We start from the raw sequence: 15487 nt of genomic DNA, 5'->3' as shown, positions 1-15487 counted from the left end.
ATTATTTTGGTATTGTACTATTTTGTTCGATGATCAAGTTAAGCTCCTTTATTTTTGATTCAAGGCTTGCTATTCTTTTTTCAACACTTGGCAACTGCTTAAAAATCACAGACGCCCGCATCCAATCTCTTAGTGGTTGAGCCGGACTGCCATGCCATTGTTTATTTTCTTCAGTTGTATTAAAATTTATTCCAGCCTGTGCACCAATTTGTGTACCTTTTGCCAGCGAAAGATGCCCGGCGATACCTACCTGTCCGCCAATAACTGACTTCTCTCCCACTTTCGAACTACCCGAAATTCCGGTTTGAGCAGCAACAACACTGTGCTCACCAACATCAACATTATGGGCAATCTGGATTAAGTTATCCAGCTTAACACCCTTTCTGATGAAAGTAGAACCCATGGTCGCCCGGTCTACAGCTGTATTTGCACCAATCTCTACATCATCTTCTATCACCACATTTCCAATCTGTGCAATCTTAGAATAAGTTCCGTCTGCCTGAGGGGCAAATCCAAAACCATCACTTCCAATCACCGTATTAGAATGGATAACAACATTATTACCAAGTACCGAGCGGTTGTAAATCTTTACACCCGGAAAAATGTTGCAATTATCTCCAAGAATACTGTCTGCGCCAATAAATACCTGAGCAGAAATCCTCGAACCATCTCCAATTTCTACGTTTTCAGACACGTAAGTAAACGCACCAATAAATACTTTCTTGCCAATTTTCGCTGTAGGATGAATAAAACATGGTTGTTCTATTCCCACCTGGGCATTACTTTGGTTGACAGCTTCATTGTACCTGTCCAGCAAAACAGAAAATGCACTATAAGGATCCGCTACCCTGATCAGGGTGCTGTTGACTGGTTGAGAAGGAACAAAGTCCTTTCCAACAATTACCACTGACGCATTTGTCAGATATAAATAGTTCTCGTACTTAGGGTTAGATAAAAAGCATAAAGAACCAGTCTTACCATTTTCTATTTTGGAAAGCTCACTAACTTTAACGTTTTCATCGCCTTCAATGGTACCATCTATAAACTCACTTATCTGCTTGGCAGTAAATTGCATTTTACAAAGTTATATGTTAAATTGATATGAACAAATAAACCTATTTAGGTTAGCGACTATCATCTTGAGTCAACATTCTAAAAAACGGGTTTATTTGTCAGTTATTTTGTTAAAAAGTGCTAAATAATTCTCGGGTAGCACAGTATATGTTTCTTTACAGTTTTGTCTAATGATTCTAAGTTAGATAAATCCGATGCCTTTGCAATGTCAATCACCGTATTGTTTTTCAACAGAATATTAATATTGCCACTTCCGGCATTATAAGCCCTGTTTCTAATCATATCCGTAAACACAAAATAGCATACATCCGTTTCATTTACCTTTAAAAATGCCGCAACCCGCTCACGCAATTCCCGTACACGGCCTTCATCCGGGGCATCATTACTGATCTCAACCTTATAAAGATTTCGCTGTGTCAGCATAGTACAAAGCTGCGACAAAATCCGGTCAGGATGATCAACCCATACCTTTACGGATGCAAAAATATCCTGATCGTCTAATTTCGAAAATTGTAACAAATGACGCTCCGATGAAAAAAATTCAGCCTCAGTAATGTCATTTTTTAAAAAGTGCTGGAGTGCAGGCGTGGCAAATAGCTTTTCGCCCTGAACCGCAAGATGCTTCGCCCGTTCTAAAATTTTCACCAGCAACATCTCCCCCGCAATAACTGTTTTATGTAAGTAAACCTGCCAGTACATCAGCCTGCGTGCTATCAGAAACTTTTCAATGGAATAAATCCCTTTTTCTTCTATTACCAGTTGATTATCCAACACGTTGAACATCTTAATGATCCTGTCAAAACTAATCACGCCTTCACTTACACCGGTAAAAAAGCTATCCCTGTTCAGATAATCCATCCGGTCCAGATCCAGCTGACTGGAAACCAGCTGAGGAAGAAAGCTTTTTGCATAATCCCCTTTAAAGATGTTAATAGCCAGGGTAAGACGCCCACCAAACTCCACATTCAGCTTCTCCATCATCATCATGGAAATATCTTCATGCTTTATTCCATTCACCAAAGTATGCTCCAGTGCATGAGAAAATGGCCCATGTCCGATATCATGCAACAAAATAGCAATCGTCGCGGCCTCCTCTTCCTCTGCAGTAATCTCATGCCCCTTACCCCTCAACACTTCAATAGCCAAACTCATCAGGTGCATCGCTCCTAAAGCATGATGAAACCGGGTATGCAGCGCACCAGGATATACAAGATGCGTCATCCCCAATTGCTTGATATATCTTAGCCGTTGAAAATACGGATGCGTAATCAGATCAAATACAACTTCAGAAGGAATATTTATGAAGCCGTATACCGGATCATTTATGATTTTCTTTTTGTTCAACCTTTAAAAATAAATTATACGGTACAAAAATTGCTATTTTTATCCATAACTAAGAAAGAGATGACTCTTTTTGAGGAATTATTTTTACATTATACACATATAATGATGCAAGAGACTAAGATTTTATGGGCCGATGATGAGATTAACTTATTAAAACCACATATATTACTACTTAATGAAAAAGGATACCATGTAACCACCTTTACAAATGGAAACGACGCCCTTGAAGCCTTCGGAAAGGAGCATTTTGATTTGGTGTTCCTTGATGAGAATATGCCGGGACTGAGCGGACTGGAAACCCTGACTGCTATAAAGAACATTAGAAACGATGTCCCGGTGGTCCTGATTACCAAAAGCGAAGAAGAAAACCTGATGGAGGATGCCATCGGATCCAAGATAGACGACTACCTGATTAAACCAGTGAACCCTAAACAGGTTTTACTGACCATTAAAAAGATCATAGACAATAAAAGACTGGTAAGCGAAAAGACTTCTATGGCATATCAGCAGGACTTTAGGCGCCTGGGTATGACGCTTAACGACAAGCTGAGTTATGAAGAGTGGGTTGATGTTTATAAGAAGCTGGTTTTCTGGGAACTCGAACTCGAAAAACTCGACGACCCTCAAATGCATGAAATTTTAACCATGCAGAAATCAGAAGCCAATACACAGTTTTCAAAATTTATTGAAGACCACTACCTGGGATGGGTAAATGGCAAAGGAAAGACTCCTTTGTTGTCCAACGAGCTGCTGAAAAAGAAAGTATTTCCTTTAATTAACGATACAACCCCTGTCTTCTTTATCCTGATTGATAACCTGCGTTATGATCAATGGCGGATCATCAACCCACTAATCACAGAGTATTTTAGGATGGATGATGAAGACATTTATTCGAGTATACTCCCTACTGCAACACAATATGCAAGAAACGCAATTTTTTCTGGATTAATGCCGCTGGAAATGGAAAAACGCTTCCCTGGACTGTGGCAGAATGATGACGATGAGGGTGGCAAAAACATGCACGAAGGAACTTTCCTGGCCGATCAGATTAAACGAAGCCTACGCAAAGAATGCAAATTCAGCTACAATAAAATTTTAACCTATGATGATGGCCGCGCACTGAATGAGCAGGTAAACAATCTGCTTCAAAATGATTTTAATGCCATCGTCTACAATTTTGTTGATATGCTTTCTCATGCGCGGACAGATATGCAAATGATTCGTGAACTGGCAAATGACGATGCAGCTTACCGTTCTTTAACCTTATCCTGGTTTGAACATTCTCCTTTAATGGATTTACTAAAAAAGATCTCCCAGAAAAAAGTCAAATTGGTGATCACTACCGATCACGGCACCATCAGGGTAAAACATCCCAGCAAGGTTATAGGCGATAGAAACACTAATACAAACCTGCGCTATAAACAAGGCAGAAACCTAAATTATAATGCAAAAGAAGTATTCCTGATTAAAAATCCCCACGAGGCACAATTACCAAAAATAAACATCAGTTCTAATTATATCTTTGCAAAAGAGGACCGGTATTTTGTTTACCAGAACAATTATAACCAGTTTGTAAATTATTACAACGAAACCTTCCAGCATGGAGGAATTTCACTGGAAGAAATGATTATTCCAATCGCAACATACACTTCCAGATAAAGCTTTATCAATTTGATTGCACCAGGCCCGTATCATTAACAATGTATGGGCCTGTATTGCTGTGAAAGTCACCTGAAATATCATAAATTTGTTTTAGCATGAATAATATAAAAATTGAAGTAAACGGACTTGCTGAACTGGACGATGCCGCCAAAAAGATAATAACCTTTGCTCAGGAAGAGCGGATTTTTATTTTCGAAGGCGAAATGGGTGCAGGAAAAACAACCTTGATTAAGGTGCTTGCAAAAACTTTGGGGGTAACAGAAGTGGTAACCAGCCCCACATTCTCTATCGTAAATGAATACGACATGAATGGAAATGTAATTTATCACTTTGATTTTTACAGAATTAAAAACATTCAGGAGGCATACGACATCGGTTATGAAGAGTATTTTTATTCAGACAATATCTGTTTCATCGAATGGCCTGGCAAAGTTGAGTCGCTCCTGCCCGAGCACCATGTAAAAATTGAAATCACGGCAGTAAGTGAAAATGACCGGTTATTGTCAATTTCAAAAATTTAAATAGTCAAACGCTCTTTATTTCAGGTATTTTGCTTAATTTCAATCCAAATCAATAAATAATAATGGCTACAGGATTACGCGAAGGTATGGCCTCCATTGCTCAAAAGGGTTTAATACAACCAAAAGAGGCAATGTCAGAAATAAACCAAAAGAATAACAGTTTGTATATAGGCATTCCTAAAGAGATTTCTTTTCAGGAAAACAGGATAGCTTTAACGCCTTTATCTGTTGCACTACTGGTAAATAACGGCCACAAAGTAATTATTGAAACCGGTGCGGGTGTCGGTGCCAACTTCTCAGACAATGATTATAGTGAGCAGGGCGCAATTATATCCTTTAACAAGAAGGACGTTTTTGATGCAGATATCATTGTTAAAATCGCCCCGCCAACGCTGGAAGAAATTGCCTTAATGCATAAAGGTCAAACATTGATTTCTGCTTTGCAAATGGGTGCGCTTAAAGAATCCTATCTTAAAGCCTTATTAAATAGAAAAATTAACGCCCTTTGCTTTGAAAATATTCGTGATGAGGGTAATATTTTAAGTGTCGTACGTTCAATGAGTGAAATTGTTGGCGCAACTTCCATTCTTATCGCAGCCGAATACCTAAGTAATGTAACTGGCGGGAAAGGTTTAATGCTAGGTGGCTTTACCGGCGTCCCCCCAACAGAGATCGTTATACTTGGCGCAGGAACTGTAGGTGAATACGCTGCCCGTACCGCAATTTCTCTTGGTGCGGAGGTGAAAGTGTTCGACAGCTCATTATATCGACTTAGAAGGCTTCAAAACAACCTGGGAACGCGTGTCTTTACTTCTGTCATGCAGCCAATAGTACTAGGGAAAGCCATCACTACCTGTGACGTGGTAATTGGTGCCATCCGGGCCTCCCACGGCAGAAGCCCCTGTATCGTGATGGAGGAAACAGTTGCGCAAATGAAACCTAATTCTGTGGTAATTGATGTGAGCATTGACCAGGGGGGCTGTTTTGAAACATCGGAAGTAACCAACCATAAAGATCCTGTTTTCCGAAAACACGATGTCATTCATTATTGTGTTCCAAATATTGCTTCAAGGGTGCCCAGAACCGCTTCGTATGCACTAACCAATATCTTTACCCCAATACTGGTTGATATAGGTGATATGGGCGGCCTGATGAATGTCGTTTGGAGCAAACCTGGTATCAGAGAAGCGCTTTATATTTACCAAGGGCACCTGACCAGTAAAGACCTGGCAGCAATGTTTAATTTACCTTATAAGGACATAGAATTACTAGTTGCTGCCAACCAATAAAAATGAGAACCTGTCAGCTTATCCTGTTGATACATATTTGCATGGTCTATAGTGTCCATGCCCAACAATTTTATTTTAAAGGAAACAGAGATAAAGATGCGATTTCATTTTCAATGGTTAAAAATCTGGTCATTGTACCTCTCTACATCAACAACAGCGGTCCTTTTAATTTTATTCTGGACACAGGGGTCGGTCCGTTGATCATTACAGAACCCCAGCTTGTAGATAGCCTTCAGTTAAAAATTGCCCGCTCCATTAAGATTTCCGGCCTCGGAAAAGGAGATGAAATTGATGCATTTGTTTCTAATGATATATCTGTTAAAATCGGTCATGCTTACATGGACAATATCCCCACAGCTATATTAAAAAAAGATATCCTTGGTTTATCTAACTATGTAGGCACAAAAATTTATGGTTTGCTGGGGTATTATTTTTTCAATAGTTTCCTGGTAGAGTTGAAATATTCCTCCAAAAGGTTACTCTTCAGAGAGCCCGGAGCCGGAGGCAAAATAAAAGGAGAAAGGATTCCTATTGAAATCATTAACAGTAAACCATACATAACAGTAGGCATTGAAAGCCCGGAACATGGCGAAATTGACGTCAAAACACTGGTAGATAATGGAGCCAGCCATGCCATTTCCCTGGAAAGACTAAATGAACGCCCATTTCCAGTTCCCAAGACCTCCATACCAGCAAACCTGGGCGTAGGTATGGGCGGCCTTATTTACGGGAGTATTGGCCGTCTTACTTCATTGAAAATCGGTGGGTTCACATTAAAAAACGTGTTAGCTTCCTACCCCACGTATGACGACGTAGCAGCTAAAGTTCTGCTCAAAGAACGTAACGGAAATCTAGGTGCGGACATATTAAGTCGATTTAACGTTGTTTTTGACTATGAAGACAACTCCATGTATCTCAAAAAAGGCAGTCAGTTTAACCGTCCTTTTGAACATGATATGTCGGGCATAGAATTATACCTTCAGGAAGGCAAACCTCCACACTATTTTATCAGCCGGATTGAACCTGGTTCACCTGCTGAAAAGGCCGGCGTAATGGTGGATGACGAGATTGTCTTCATCAATTTCCAGGCTGCGTCAAGCTTAAAACTAAACGATATCACCAATCTGTTTAAATCAGCCGATGGTAAAATTATTATCCTGTCTATCTATAGAAATAAGGAGCTAATGATCAAGACTTTCAAGCTTAAACAGAGAATATAAAGGATTCTTATAACTTTGCTCCAAAGAATATCTTGATCATTACATGACGAAATACGGCATCCTTAATAGCATAGCAGGTCTTTTACTGCTCATAAGCAGTTGTACCAGTACTTCCAAAGAAAGTAAAACCTTTAGAGGGCGAATCTCTTTTGACTCCATTACGGGAATAAAGTATTACGAGGTAAAACGTCGTTTTAGCACAGGTCTCTCCTTTAATGAACTAGGGTTTCAGCAGGAACCAACATGGATTATTCAGTTTAAGGATCAGGATTCTATTCTCGCTTATAGCCCCCAAAAAAAGCGAATGCAAAGTTTTTACCTGCATTATGACCATGGTGAGGTCTACAACTTTGCAAAAGAATGGTTTAAAATCAAAAAGATCAGTAAAGACAGCCTGGTTTTCCAAAGGCTGCATTTAACAGGTCGTGAGATATCTAAAGACATCAGATCTGACGTTAATATTACCTGGTACGCAGAAAACTACATCAAAAATGTACTCAAGACAACCGCTCGGGAATTGCAACAACCTACAAAAGCAGATACCCTTTATATACAGCGACTATCTGAAAAATCCAATAGAAATCCAGGAAATCTCGACAGCGCTTTTGCGGGCCGTATACCTGTTGAATTCACACCCCTTAGTAAGATCATTAAAGTAAGGAAAATCAGCACTGTTGATAAACTTCAAGGCAGGACTGAAGCCTATGATTATCTATTCCCAACTTACCGGATTGACATTGTAAATGCCTATGATGATTTTGGATATGATTTTTCAGCTGTAGTAGATGCAAAGGGAAAAATTCACCTCGGAAAATTCCGTACAGATTTCCCTGAAAACTATGAGCCAAGGAAGAAAACATTGGAGGCAATTATCAATGTTTATCTTCAAAATCTTTTAAAGGTTATCCCCGGTAAAACTCTGGGAATTGCGCACTCCAGCGAAATTAATATCGCCATTACAGGTCGCAAAAAAGGGCATTAAAGGTCGTTTTATTTTATATTTATCAAAAAATGAAGCGTTTGCACGTTATAAAAAAATAATATGTACCTTGCACACTTAATTTTTAATAAATAATACAATGCAAGAAGGAACAGTAAAATTTTTTAATGTAACTAAAGGTTTCGGATTCATCATCCCTGCAAACGGAGATAGCGAAATTTTTGTACATTCAACAGGCCTTATCGACGAAATTCGTGAAAACGATAAAGTTGAGTACGACGTAGAAAGCGGCAAAAAAGGGTTGAATGCGATTAATGTTAAAGTAATCTAGATTATTAAAAACATAAATTGTACAGCATCGCGGATAACCCGCGATGCTTTTTTATTTTAAGGCTTATTTTCTTCTTTTAATCAACTCCAAAAGCAATTCCGGTTCGTTTGTAGTAATAAACTCTACCTTATTGTCCAACAACCAATTCATTTCCTTTTCAGCATTTACAGTCCATGCATTAAGCGTCAATCCCAATTCTTTTGATTTGGGAAACCAATCCCCCTTTTGATAAACAGTATAGTGGTAATCTGCACCGTAAAAGCCATCCTTTTTAAGCTTTTCAAGAGGCACATCACCTGCAAGATAAGCCACATTCGCAGTCGGGTCCAGTTCTATTACTTTTTTCAGAATATCATAACTAAAACTAATGTAATCTACCCAGGGTTGAACTTTTAGTTTTTGCACCAGCGCAACAACTTTTGCAGCTAACACCTTGTCATTTTCAGCACCCGCTTTAGATGGTTTGATCTCCAGTATCAATTTAGTCGATTTCTGCTGCTTACCTTCTTTTAAATAGTCTGCTAACATTGGAATGTATTCTCCATTAGAAAGCCGTTTAGTCAGGAGCTCTTTATAAGTGGACTGCTCAATATGTAAACCTAAAAAATCAGCATCATGGTTAACTACCAATACCCCGTCTGAAGTCATATGCACATCAAATTCAGCGCCATGACAACCCAATCTAACCGCCTCTTTTAAAGCCGCGATTGAGTTTTCAGGCAATTCTTTTGTCTTCCAGGCTCCACGATGAGCTATGACTTCGTTTTTGTTCCAGCTTTTAATTGCTTTTATCTTCTTTTGCGCAAATGTGCTATTTAAACTCACTACCATAAGGATAATGATTAAAGATGAATGTTTCATTTAAGTGTCTCTTTCTACTGAAATATCATGTAAAATACAATATATGTGTTTTCTCAAAGTTAATAAATTGATATTGTTTAAATAAAAGCAGAGATTATATCTCTATTTTTATAGCAGAACTGCCTTAATCATACATTGAAGCTCAATTAAAGCAAATGAACAGTAACTACGAACTTTTAATTTCAAAAATTAATGAGTTTACACAAAAGTTTTACCTCAATAAACTTTTGCGTGGCTGCATTTATGCCGCTACTATCCTACTGGCTTTATACCTTTTGTTGTTTGTTTTCATTTACTACAGCCAACCTGGAGCAACCGTTAAAACCTTCTTATTTTTTGGCTCGCTTGTAATCGGCATTTTCGTTATTTCCATACTAATTTTAAAGCCTGCCCTGGCCTATTTTAAACTGGGCAAAAACTTAAGTATAGAACAAGCTTCCGCGATCATAGGCAATCACTTTTTTAATGTAAAAGACAAGCTGCTAAATACCTTGCAATTAAAAGCAATGGCAGATGCCTCTCCAGGCAACAGTCAGCTGATAATGGCAGGTATCGATCAGAAAATAGCGGAACTGAAGCCTATCCCCTTTTCAAACGCTGTAAGCCTGGCAGACAACAGAAAATATGTGAAGTATTTCCTTGTTCCTGCTTCCGTAATCCTCCTGATTGCAGTTATAGCTCCTTCGATTCTGAAAGAAGGAACAAGTAGCTTTGTACAATACAATAAGCAAATTCTACCAAAGGCTCCATTTGAGTTTCAATTGCTGACAAAAAAACTCATCGTTGCGCAGGGTAACGACCTGACCTTGAAACTAAAACTAAAAGGCAATGAAATTCCCCAGGATGTATATGTTAACGATGGTATTAACACTTACAAACTGGAAAAAGAAAATAACACAAGTTTTAATTATACCCTAAAAAACCTCCAAAAAACACAACAGGTAATATTCTCTGCCGGCGGATTCAATTCCCTGCCTTTTCAGATTGAAGTAAAACCCCGCCCCTCGGTAATCAATATCACAGCAACGCTGGATTACCCTTCATACTTAAATAAAAAGAACGAAAGCATAAAAAATGCAGGCGACCTTCTTCTTCCCGAAGGAACGCAGGTAACCTGGAAAATGGAAACGAAAAACACTGATCGTTTAACTTTTATCATCGGCAGCAAAAAGCTAGAGTTAAATGCCGGTGACAACTTATTCTCCTATACCGGTCGCATCCTCGAAAATTCCAAATACGGAATCGTTCCTCAAAACAATTTTATCAGCAGCATTGACTCACTTAATCATCAAATCAACGTGATTAAAGATGAATTACCCGGAATTTCTGTTAAGGAAACACCAGATTCACTGAGCAGCAAGGCCCTTTATTTTTCGGGTAATATCACAGATGATCATGGTTTTAGCAGCCTTAAGTTCAAATATCAAATTAAAGAAAAGGATAAAGTTAAAATGACAGTAAGTAAAGCTATCCCGGTTAAAAAAGGACAGCTAAACGATACCTTCTTTTTCCTCTGGAACCTGAATGAACCTCTGATTAATCCCGGACAGACATTAGTATATTATTTTGAGGTTTCAGACAATGACGGTGTAAATGGTCCAAAAACGACCAAATCTGAACTTAAAGTCTATGCTATCCCATCATCACAGCAGGTGGCCGAAAAAATAAACGAAAGTAGTGCGGCCTTAAAACAAAAAATGGAGAAAGCCATTAAACTGGCCGCTCAAGTAGAAAAGGATAGTAAGAAACTAGGCGAGACACTACTAGATAAAAAACAGATCTCTTTTGATGATAAGAAACAGATTGAACAGCTGCTGGAAAAACAAAAACAACTGGAACAGGCCGTTAAAGAAATCAATGACCTGAATAAAAAACACACACAGGAAAAGGAAGAGAATAATTTACTTAAACAGGAGCTTGCTGAAAAACAAAAACAGATTGATGACCTGTTTAACAACGTTCTGGACGAAAAAACCAAGGCTCTGTTAGAGAAATTGCAGAACCTGATGGACCAAAACAACAAGGATCAGACCCAACAGGAGCTCTCTAAGATGCAGATGGACAATAAATCGCTTAAAAACGAACTGGACCGAATTTTAGAACTCTATAAACAATTAGAATTCGAACAAAGCCTGCAAAACAACATAGACAGATTAACCGAACTATCTAAGGAACAAAAAGATCTGGCGAAAAAAAGCTTAGATAAAAATGCAGATGCACTGGATTTAAAATCTAAACAAAAGGAACTCTCACAATCCTTTGATGAGCTGAAAAAAGAATTGAAAAAACTGGATGAGAAAAACCAGGAGCTGGAAAAACCCAATCCATTCAAAGCCCCGGAACAGGAAATGAATGCGATTGACCAGCAACAAAAGAACAGCGAAGAGCAATTAGATAAAAACGACAAGAAAAAGGCCGCTGAAAGTCAGCAGAAAGCTGGCGAGCAAATGGAACAGGAAGCTAAAAAACTTGCTGAAATGCAGCAGGAATCAGCCGAAATGGAGAATAACCTAAATACACAGGAACTGCGACGTTTATTGGAAAACCTTTTAAAAACTTCGTTTGATCAGGAGAAAGTGATGCTGAACCTAAGACGTCTAAACAGTACCGATCCGCAATACACCAGCAACGTTCAGAAGCAGCGTGAAATAAAAGATAACATGAAGGTTATAGCCGACAGCCTGTTTTCGCTAAGTAAACGTGTTCCTCAAATCGAAACAGCTGTAAATGAGGAAATGCAGAAAATCAACTTCAATCTAGACAAAAGTCTTGAAAACCTCGGAGAAAGAAATACAGCTGCTGCAAACAGAAACCAACAGTATACGATGACGTCTGTAAACAATTTATCCCTGATGTTAAACGAAGCACTTGACCAGCTGCAAAACATGTCAAAAAATAGCAAAGGTGGTGGTAAAGGCAAGAAAAAACAAAGCATGAAACAATTGCAGCAAATGCAGCAGCAATTAAACAATGGGATGCAAAAGGCACGGGACCAGATGCAGAAAAATGGCAACAAAGGTACGGTACCGAAAGGTTCAATGAGTGAGGAATTTGCCAAAATGGCTCAGCAACAGCAAATGATACGCGAGGCCTTACAAAAAATAAACCGGGAAGATAATAAGGGCGGAAAAGGAGGATTGGGAAATCTCAATCAAATGATAGAAGATATGAAAGCTACGGAGGCGGAGCTGGTAAACAAAAGACTGGAACAGGAAACTATGAAACGCCAGAAAGAACTCCTGATCAAACTTTTAGAGGCTGAAAATGCCGAGCGTGAACAGGATCAGGATGCGAAAAGAGAAAGCAAAGCTGGAAAAGACCTGCCTCCTTCCTATCAGAAAATGCTTGAAAAATTTAAAAAAGCAGAGAAAAATGAAACAGAATGGCTGCAGAAATTACCTCCAAATCTGAATCATTATTACAAAAATAAAATTACAGAATATTTTAAATTGCTAAATTCGCCGCATTAATCTACTAGCTGATGAGCAAAGCAAGCATCAATTTTTTTACTGAAGACACTAACTATACCCTTAAAAACAAGCGAGCCATAAAAGCATGGGTAGCTGCCGCTATATCCGAAGAAGGGTACGTTTTACAGGAGTTGAACTTTATCCTTTGCTCAGACGAATATTTACTGCGTATAAACCAGGAATACCTCAATCATGACACTTATACCGACGTAATCACTTTTGATAACTCTGAAATCCTTAAAACGATTATAGGGGATATATTTATCAGCATTGAAAGGATAAAGGAAAATGCAACAGCATTTAAGCATACTGTTGCACAGGAACTGTGTCGTGTTATCATCCATGGAACGCTTCACCTACTAGGCTACAAAGACAAGAGCAAAGCGGCAAAGACCTTGATGACTGCTAAAGAAGATTACTACCTTTCGAAATTATTTAATTCCTGATTTTAATTAGAACATCCCATTTATTAAAATTTTATTACAAAAGCAATAAAAAAGGGACAAAAATTGTATAAATTTTTGTCCCTTTTTTATGAAAAACCGCAGAAGCTCCTATTGCAGCTTTTTAGGCTCTCTGTTCAATTTTATCCGCCTGACAACATAAGTATTGGACCCTATTGCATTATTCGCTCAGAAGCGCCCTGTGGAGGTCGTTTTTCAGGTGGTTTTGAAGACACAAAGAAGTATTTCGGTTTGATCATTTTTTATCATGCAACTTTTTTGTTACAATACACAGGTGAACTTATGTTTTCTTAAGATCAAAATCCGTTATATTGAATAAGCCCAGTGATATACCAAATAATTATTGCTTACTTTTGCGGTAATTTCTTATCATAATATCGTTAAACACAGACTTTGAGCACACTTATTGCAGCCGAAAACTTAGGCCATGCTTACCACGACGAATGGCTATTCAAAAATTTAACCCTGGGCATCCAAACAGGGCAACGCGTAGCGTTGGTGGGTATTAACGGTGCTGGAAAAAGCACCTTGCTAAAACTTCTTGCCGAGAGATTCTCTCCTTTGGAAGGGAAAATAGTAAAAAATAAATCCACTAAAATAGGATTTTTAGATCAAGAACCCTCATTTCCAGATGGTTACTCTATAAGCGACTTTATTTTTTCGCTTGAAAATAAGCAGCAACAGCTGATTAAAGAATATGAGGAGCTTATTGAAGACCCAAACCCGGATGAAAAGAAATTAAACCGTTTATATGAAGAACTGAGCGAACATAATGCCTGGGAATATGAACACGAAATAAAAACCATCCTCAGCAGAATGGGCATTAACCATTTACAGCAAAAAATCTCTACCCTATCGGGTGGTCAGAAGAAGCGTCTGGCACTAGCCAAACTTCTGATTGAAGATCCGGAGATCTATGTGTTGGATGAGCCTACCAACCATCTGGATATTGATACTATTGAATGGTTAGAGAAATTGCTTACTTCAGGAAACAAAACTTTACTTCTGGTTACCCATGATCGTTACTTCTTAGATAATGTTTGTAACACAATCGTAGAACTCGACAGAGGAAAGATTTACAATTACAATGGAAACTACGCTTACTTCCTTGAAAAAAAATCAGAAAGAGAAGCCGCTGATGAAAGTACTTTCCAGAAGAATAAAAACCTCCTGAAGAAAGAACTCGAATGGATGCGCAGAATGCCTGCGGCGCGTACAACAAAATCTCAATCCAGGATAGATGCTTTTTACGATTTAGAAAGTAAAACCAAACAAAGATCCGACAATCAAAAAGTAACTTTAAATGTAAAAATGTCGAGGCAGGGAAATAAAATCCTTGAGCTGGATCACATCGGTCAGTCTTTCGATGGTAAAAATATCATCAATGATTTTAGCTATACCTTTAAACGTGCAGACCGAATTGGTTTGGCAGGTAAAAATGGAACAGGCAAATCTACCCTACTTAATATCATCACCGGTTTTATGCAACCTGAAAAAGGAAAAGTAAGTACCGGCGAAACTACAGTATATGGATATTACAAGCAAGGTGGTTTAGCCTTCAATGAAAAAGAACGTGTAATTGATATTGTAAAATCGGATGCCGAATATATAAAAATGGCAGATGGTCAAACCATCTCCGCATCACAACTTTTAACCTTGTTTTTATTCCCTCCTAAGAAACAACATGGAATGGTAGAAAAATTAAGTGGCGGTGAAAAGAAACGTTTACACCTGATGAAAGTTTTGATGCAAAATCCTAACTTCTTAATTCTGGATGAACCAACCAATGATTTGGACATAGACACCTTGAACGTACTGGAAGAATTCCTTGAAAACTTCCCTGGTGTTTTAATTTTGGTTTCACACGACAGGTATTTGCTGGATAAAATGAGTGAACAATTATTCATCATGGAAGGCAATGGCGAAGTTGCCATTTATAATGGCAACTATTCTGAATACAGATTAAGCTTAGAAATACCTAAAGAAAAAGCAGAAATAAAACAAAAGCAAGACAGCCCCGTTTCAAGCCCTGGCCCTGCTGCAAAAAAACTTAGTTATAAAGAACAGCGCGAACTGGAAGAGTTAGAAATAAAAATTGCTGAAATTGAAAAAGAGATCGCTGATTTAACTTCATCGCTGTCCAATATCGACAGCGCGAACTATCAGGAACTGCAAATTGCTACACAAACAATAGAGAAATTAAATGACGAACTGGAAACAAAAACAGAACGTTGGTTGACACTTTCAGAGCAATAAACACTATTTATATTTGTATTCCGTTTATAAAAAGGAAGATCAGGAAGCAAGAAAA

At 38.4% G+C, this 15487-nt stretch carries 12 protein-coding genes; 9 read left to right on the top strand and 3 right to left on the bottom strand.

Annotated features, from left to right (window positions below; all coding sequences use genetic code 11):
* Position 1 precedes the first annotated feature (1 nt).
* Together lpxD and R2Q84_RS12070 are read right to left on the bottom strand one after the other, a co-directional pair.
* Positions 2-1075 (bottom strand): UDP-3-O-(3-hydroxymyristoyl)glucosamine N-acyltransferase, encoded by a 1074-nt coding sequence (lpxD, locus tag R2Q84_RS12075; RefSeq protein ID WP_316816797.1) that lies wholly within the window; start codon positions 1073-1075, stop codon positions 2-4.
* Between the two features lie 119 nt (positions 1076-1194).
* Positions 1195-2418 carry an HD domain-containing protein gene (locus tag R2Q84_RS12070; protein WP_316816796.1) on the bottom strand — a complete coding sequence of 408 codons (1224 nt, stop codon included), beginning with the start codon at positions 2416-2418 and terminating at the stop codon, positions 1195-1197.
* Between the two features lie 105 nt (positions 2419-2523).
* Between R2Q84_RS12070 and R2Q84_RS12065 the strand changes: the two genes are divergently transcribed.
* The 6 genes from R2Q84_RS12065 to R2Q84_RS12040 all read left to right on the top strand — a co-directional run bounded on the left by R2Q84_RS12065 (position 2524) and on the right by R2Q84_RS12040 (position 8381).
* On the top strand, positions 2524-4077 hold the full coding sequence (locus R2Q84_RS12065; protein ID WP_316817179.1) for a bifunctional response regulator/alkaline phosphatase family protein: 1554 nt from the start codon (positions 2524-2526) through the stop codon (positions 4075-4077).
* Positions 4078-4175: 98 nt separating this feature from the next.
* On the top strand, positions 4176-4601 hold the full coding sequence (gene tsaE, locus R2Q84_RS12060) for a tRNA (adenosine(37)-N6)-threonylcarbamoyltransferase complex ATPase subunit type 1 TsaE (protein ID WP_316816795.1): 426 nt from the start codon (positions 4176-4178) through the stop codon (positions 4599-4601).
* Positions 4602-4663: 62 nt separating this feature from the next.
* Complete coding sequence (locus tag R2Q84_RS12055; protein ID WP_316816794.1) at positions 4664-5890, top strand: alanine dehydrogenase; 1227 nt, start codon at positions 4664-4666, stop codon at positions 5888-5890.
* 2 nt (positions 5891-5892) lie between these two features.
* Entirely contained in the window at positions 5893-7110 is a 1218-nt protein-coding gene (locus R2Q84_RS12050; protein ID WP_316816793.1) for an aspartyl protease family protein, read from the top strand.
* A gap of 43 nt (positions 7111-7153) precedes the next feature.
* Entirely contained in the window at positions 7154-8092 is a 939-nt protein-coding gene (locus R2Q84_RS12045; protein ID WP_316816792.1) for a hypothetical protein, read from the top strand.
* A gap of 97 nt (positions 8093-8189) precedes the next feature.
* Entirely contained in the window at positions 8190-8381 is a 192-nt protein-coding gene (locus R2Q84_RS12040; RefSeq protein ID WP_008241764.1) for a cold-shock protein, read from the top strand.
* A gap of 63 nt (positions 8382-8444) precedes the next feature.
* Here R2Q84_RS12040 and R2Q84_RS12035 read toward each other — a convergent pair whose 3' ends face one another.
* A complete protein-coding gene (locus R2Q84_RS12035) occupies positions 8445-9242 on the bottom strand; it encodes a glycerophosphodiester phosphodiesterase (RefSeq protein WP_316816791.1) in 798 nt (265 codons plus the stop codon).
* Positions 9243-9397: 155 nt separating this feature from the next.
* Between R2Q84_RS12035 and R2Q84_RS12030 the strand changes: the two genes are divergently transcribed.
* The 3 genes from R2Q84_RS12030 (at position 9398) to R2Q84_RS12020 (ending at position 15432) form a co-directional block, all read left to right on the top strand.
* Positions 9398-12712: a DUF4175 family protein gene (locus R2Q84_RS12030; RefSeq protein ID WP_316816790.1), complete on the top strand. Its 3315-nt coding sequence runs from the start codon at positions 9398-9400 to the stop codon at positions 12710-12712.
* Between the two features lie 11 nt (positions 12713-12723).
* Complete coding sequence (ybeY, locus tag R2Q84_RS12025; RefSeq protein ID WP_316816789.1) at positions 12724-13158, top strand: rRNA maturation RNase YbeY; 435 nt, start codon at positions 12724-12726, stop codon at positions 13156-13158.
* Positions 13159-13569: 411 nt separating this feature from the next.
* On the top strand, positions 13570-15432 hold the full coding sequence (locus tag R2Q84_RS12020; RefSeq protein ID WP_316816788.1) for an ABC-F family ATP-binding cassette domain-containing protein: 1863 nt from the start codon (positions 13570-13572) through the stop codon (positions 15430-15432).
* The last annotated feature ends 55 nt before the right edge of the window (positions 15433-15487 follow it).

Origin of the sequence: Pedobacter nyackensis, assembly GCF_032678475.1 — a bacterium.
GTDB lineage: Bacteria > Bacteroidota > Bacteroidia > Sphingobacteriales > Sphingobacteriaceae > Pedobacter > Pedobacter nyackensis_A.
The sequence above is the reverse complement of the archived record's forward strand: the minus strand, read 5'-3'. Positions and strand labels throughout refer to the sequence as shown.

Bases quoted from the DNA above. Each gene is read 5' to 3' on its own strand.
- tsaE (WP_316816795.1), top strand. From the start codon at position 4,176: ATGAATAATATAAAAATTGAAGTAAACGGACTTGCTGAACTGGACGAT.
- R2Q84_RS12055 (WP_316816794.1), top strand. From the start codon at position 4,664: ATGGCTACAGGATTACGCGAAGGTATGGCCTCCATTGCTCAAAAGGGT.
- lpxD (WP_316816797.1), bottom strand. From the start codon at position 1,075: ATGCAATTTACTGCCAAGCAGATAAGTGAGTTTATAGATGGTACCATT.
- R2Q84_RS12040 (WP_008241764.1), top strand. From the start codon at position 8,190: ATGCAAGAAGGAACAGTAAAATTTTTTAATGTAACTAAAGGTTTCGGA.
- R2Q84_RS12065 (WP_316817179.1), top strand. From the start codon at position 2,524: ATGCAAGAGACTAAGATTTTATGGGCCGATGATGAGATTAACTTATTA.
- R2Q84_RS12050 (WP_316816793.1), top strand. From the start codon at position 5,893: ATGAGAACCTGTCAGCTTATCCTGTTGATACATATTTGCATGGTCTAT.
- R2Q84_RS12045 (WP_316816792.1), top strand. From the start codon at position 7,154: ATGACGAAATACGGCATCCTTAATAGCATAGCAGGTCTTTTACTGCTC.
- R2Q84_RS12030 (WP_316816790.1), top strand. From the start codon at position 9,398: ATGAACAGTAACTACGAACTTTTAATTTCAAAAATTAATGAGTTTACA.
- ybeY (WP_316816789.1), top strand. From the start codon at position 12,724: ATGAGCAAAGCAAGCATCAATTTTTTTACTGAAGACACTAACTATACC.
- R2Q84_RS12035 (WP_316816791.1), bottom strand. From the start codon at position 9,242: ATGAAACATTCATCTTTAATCATTATCCTTATGGTAGTGAGTTTAAAT.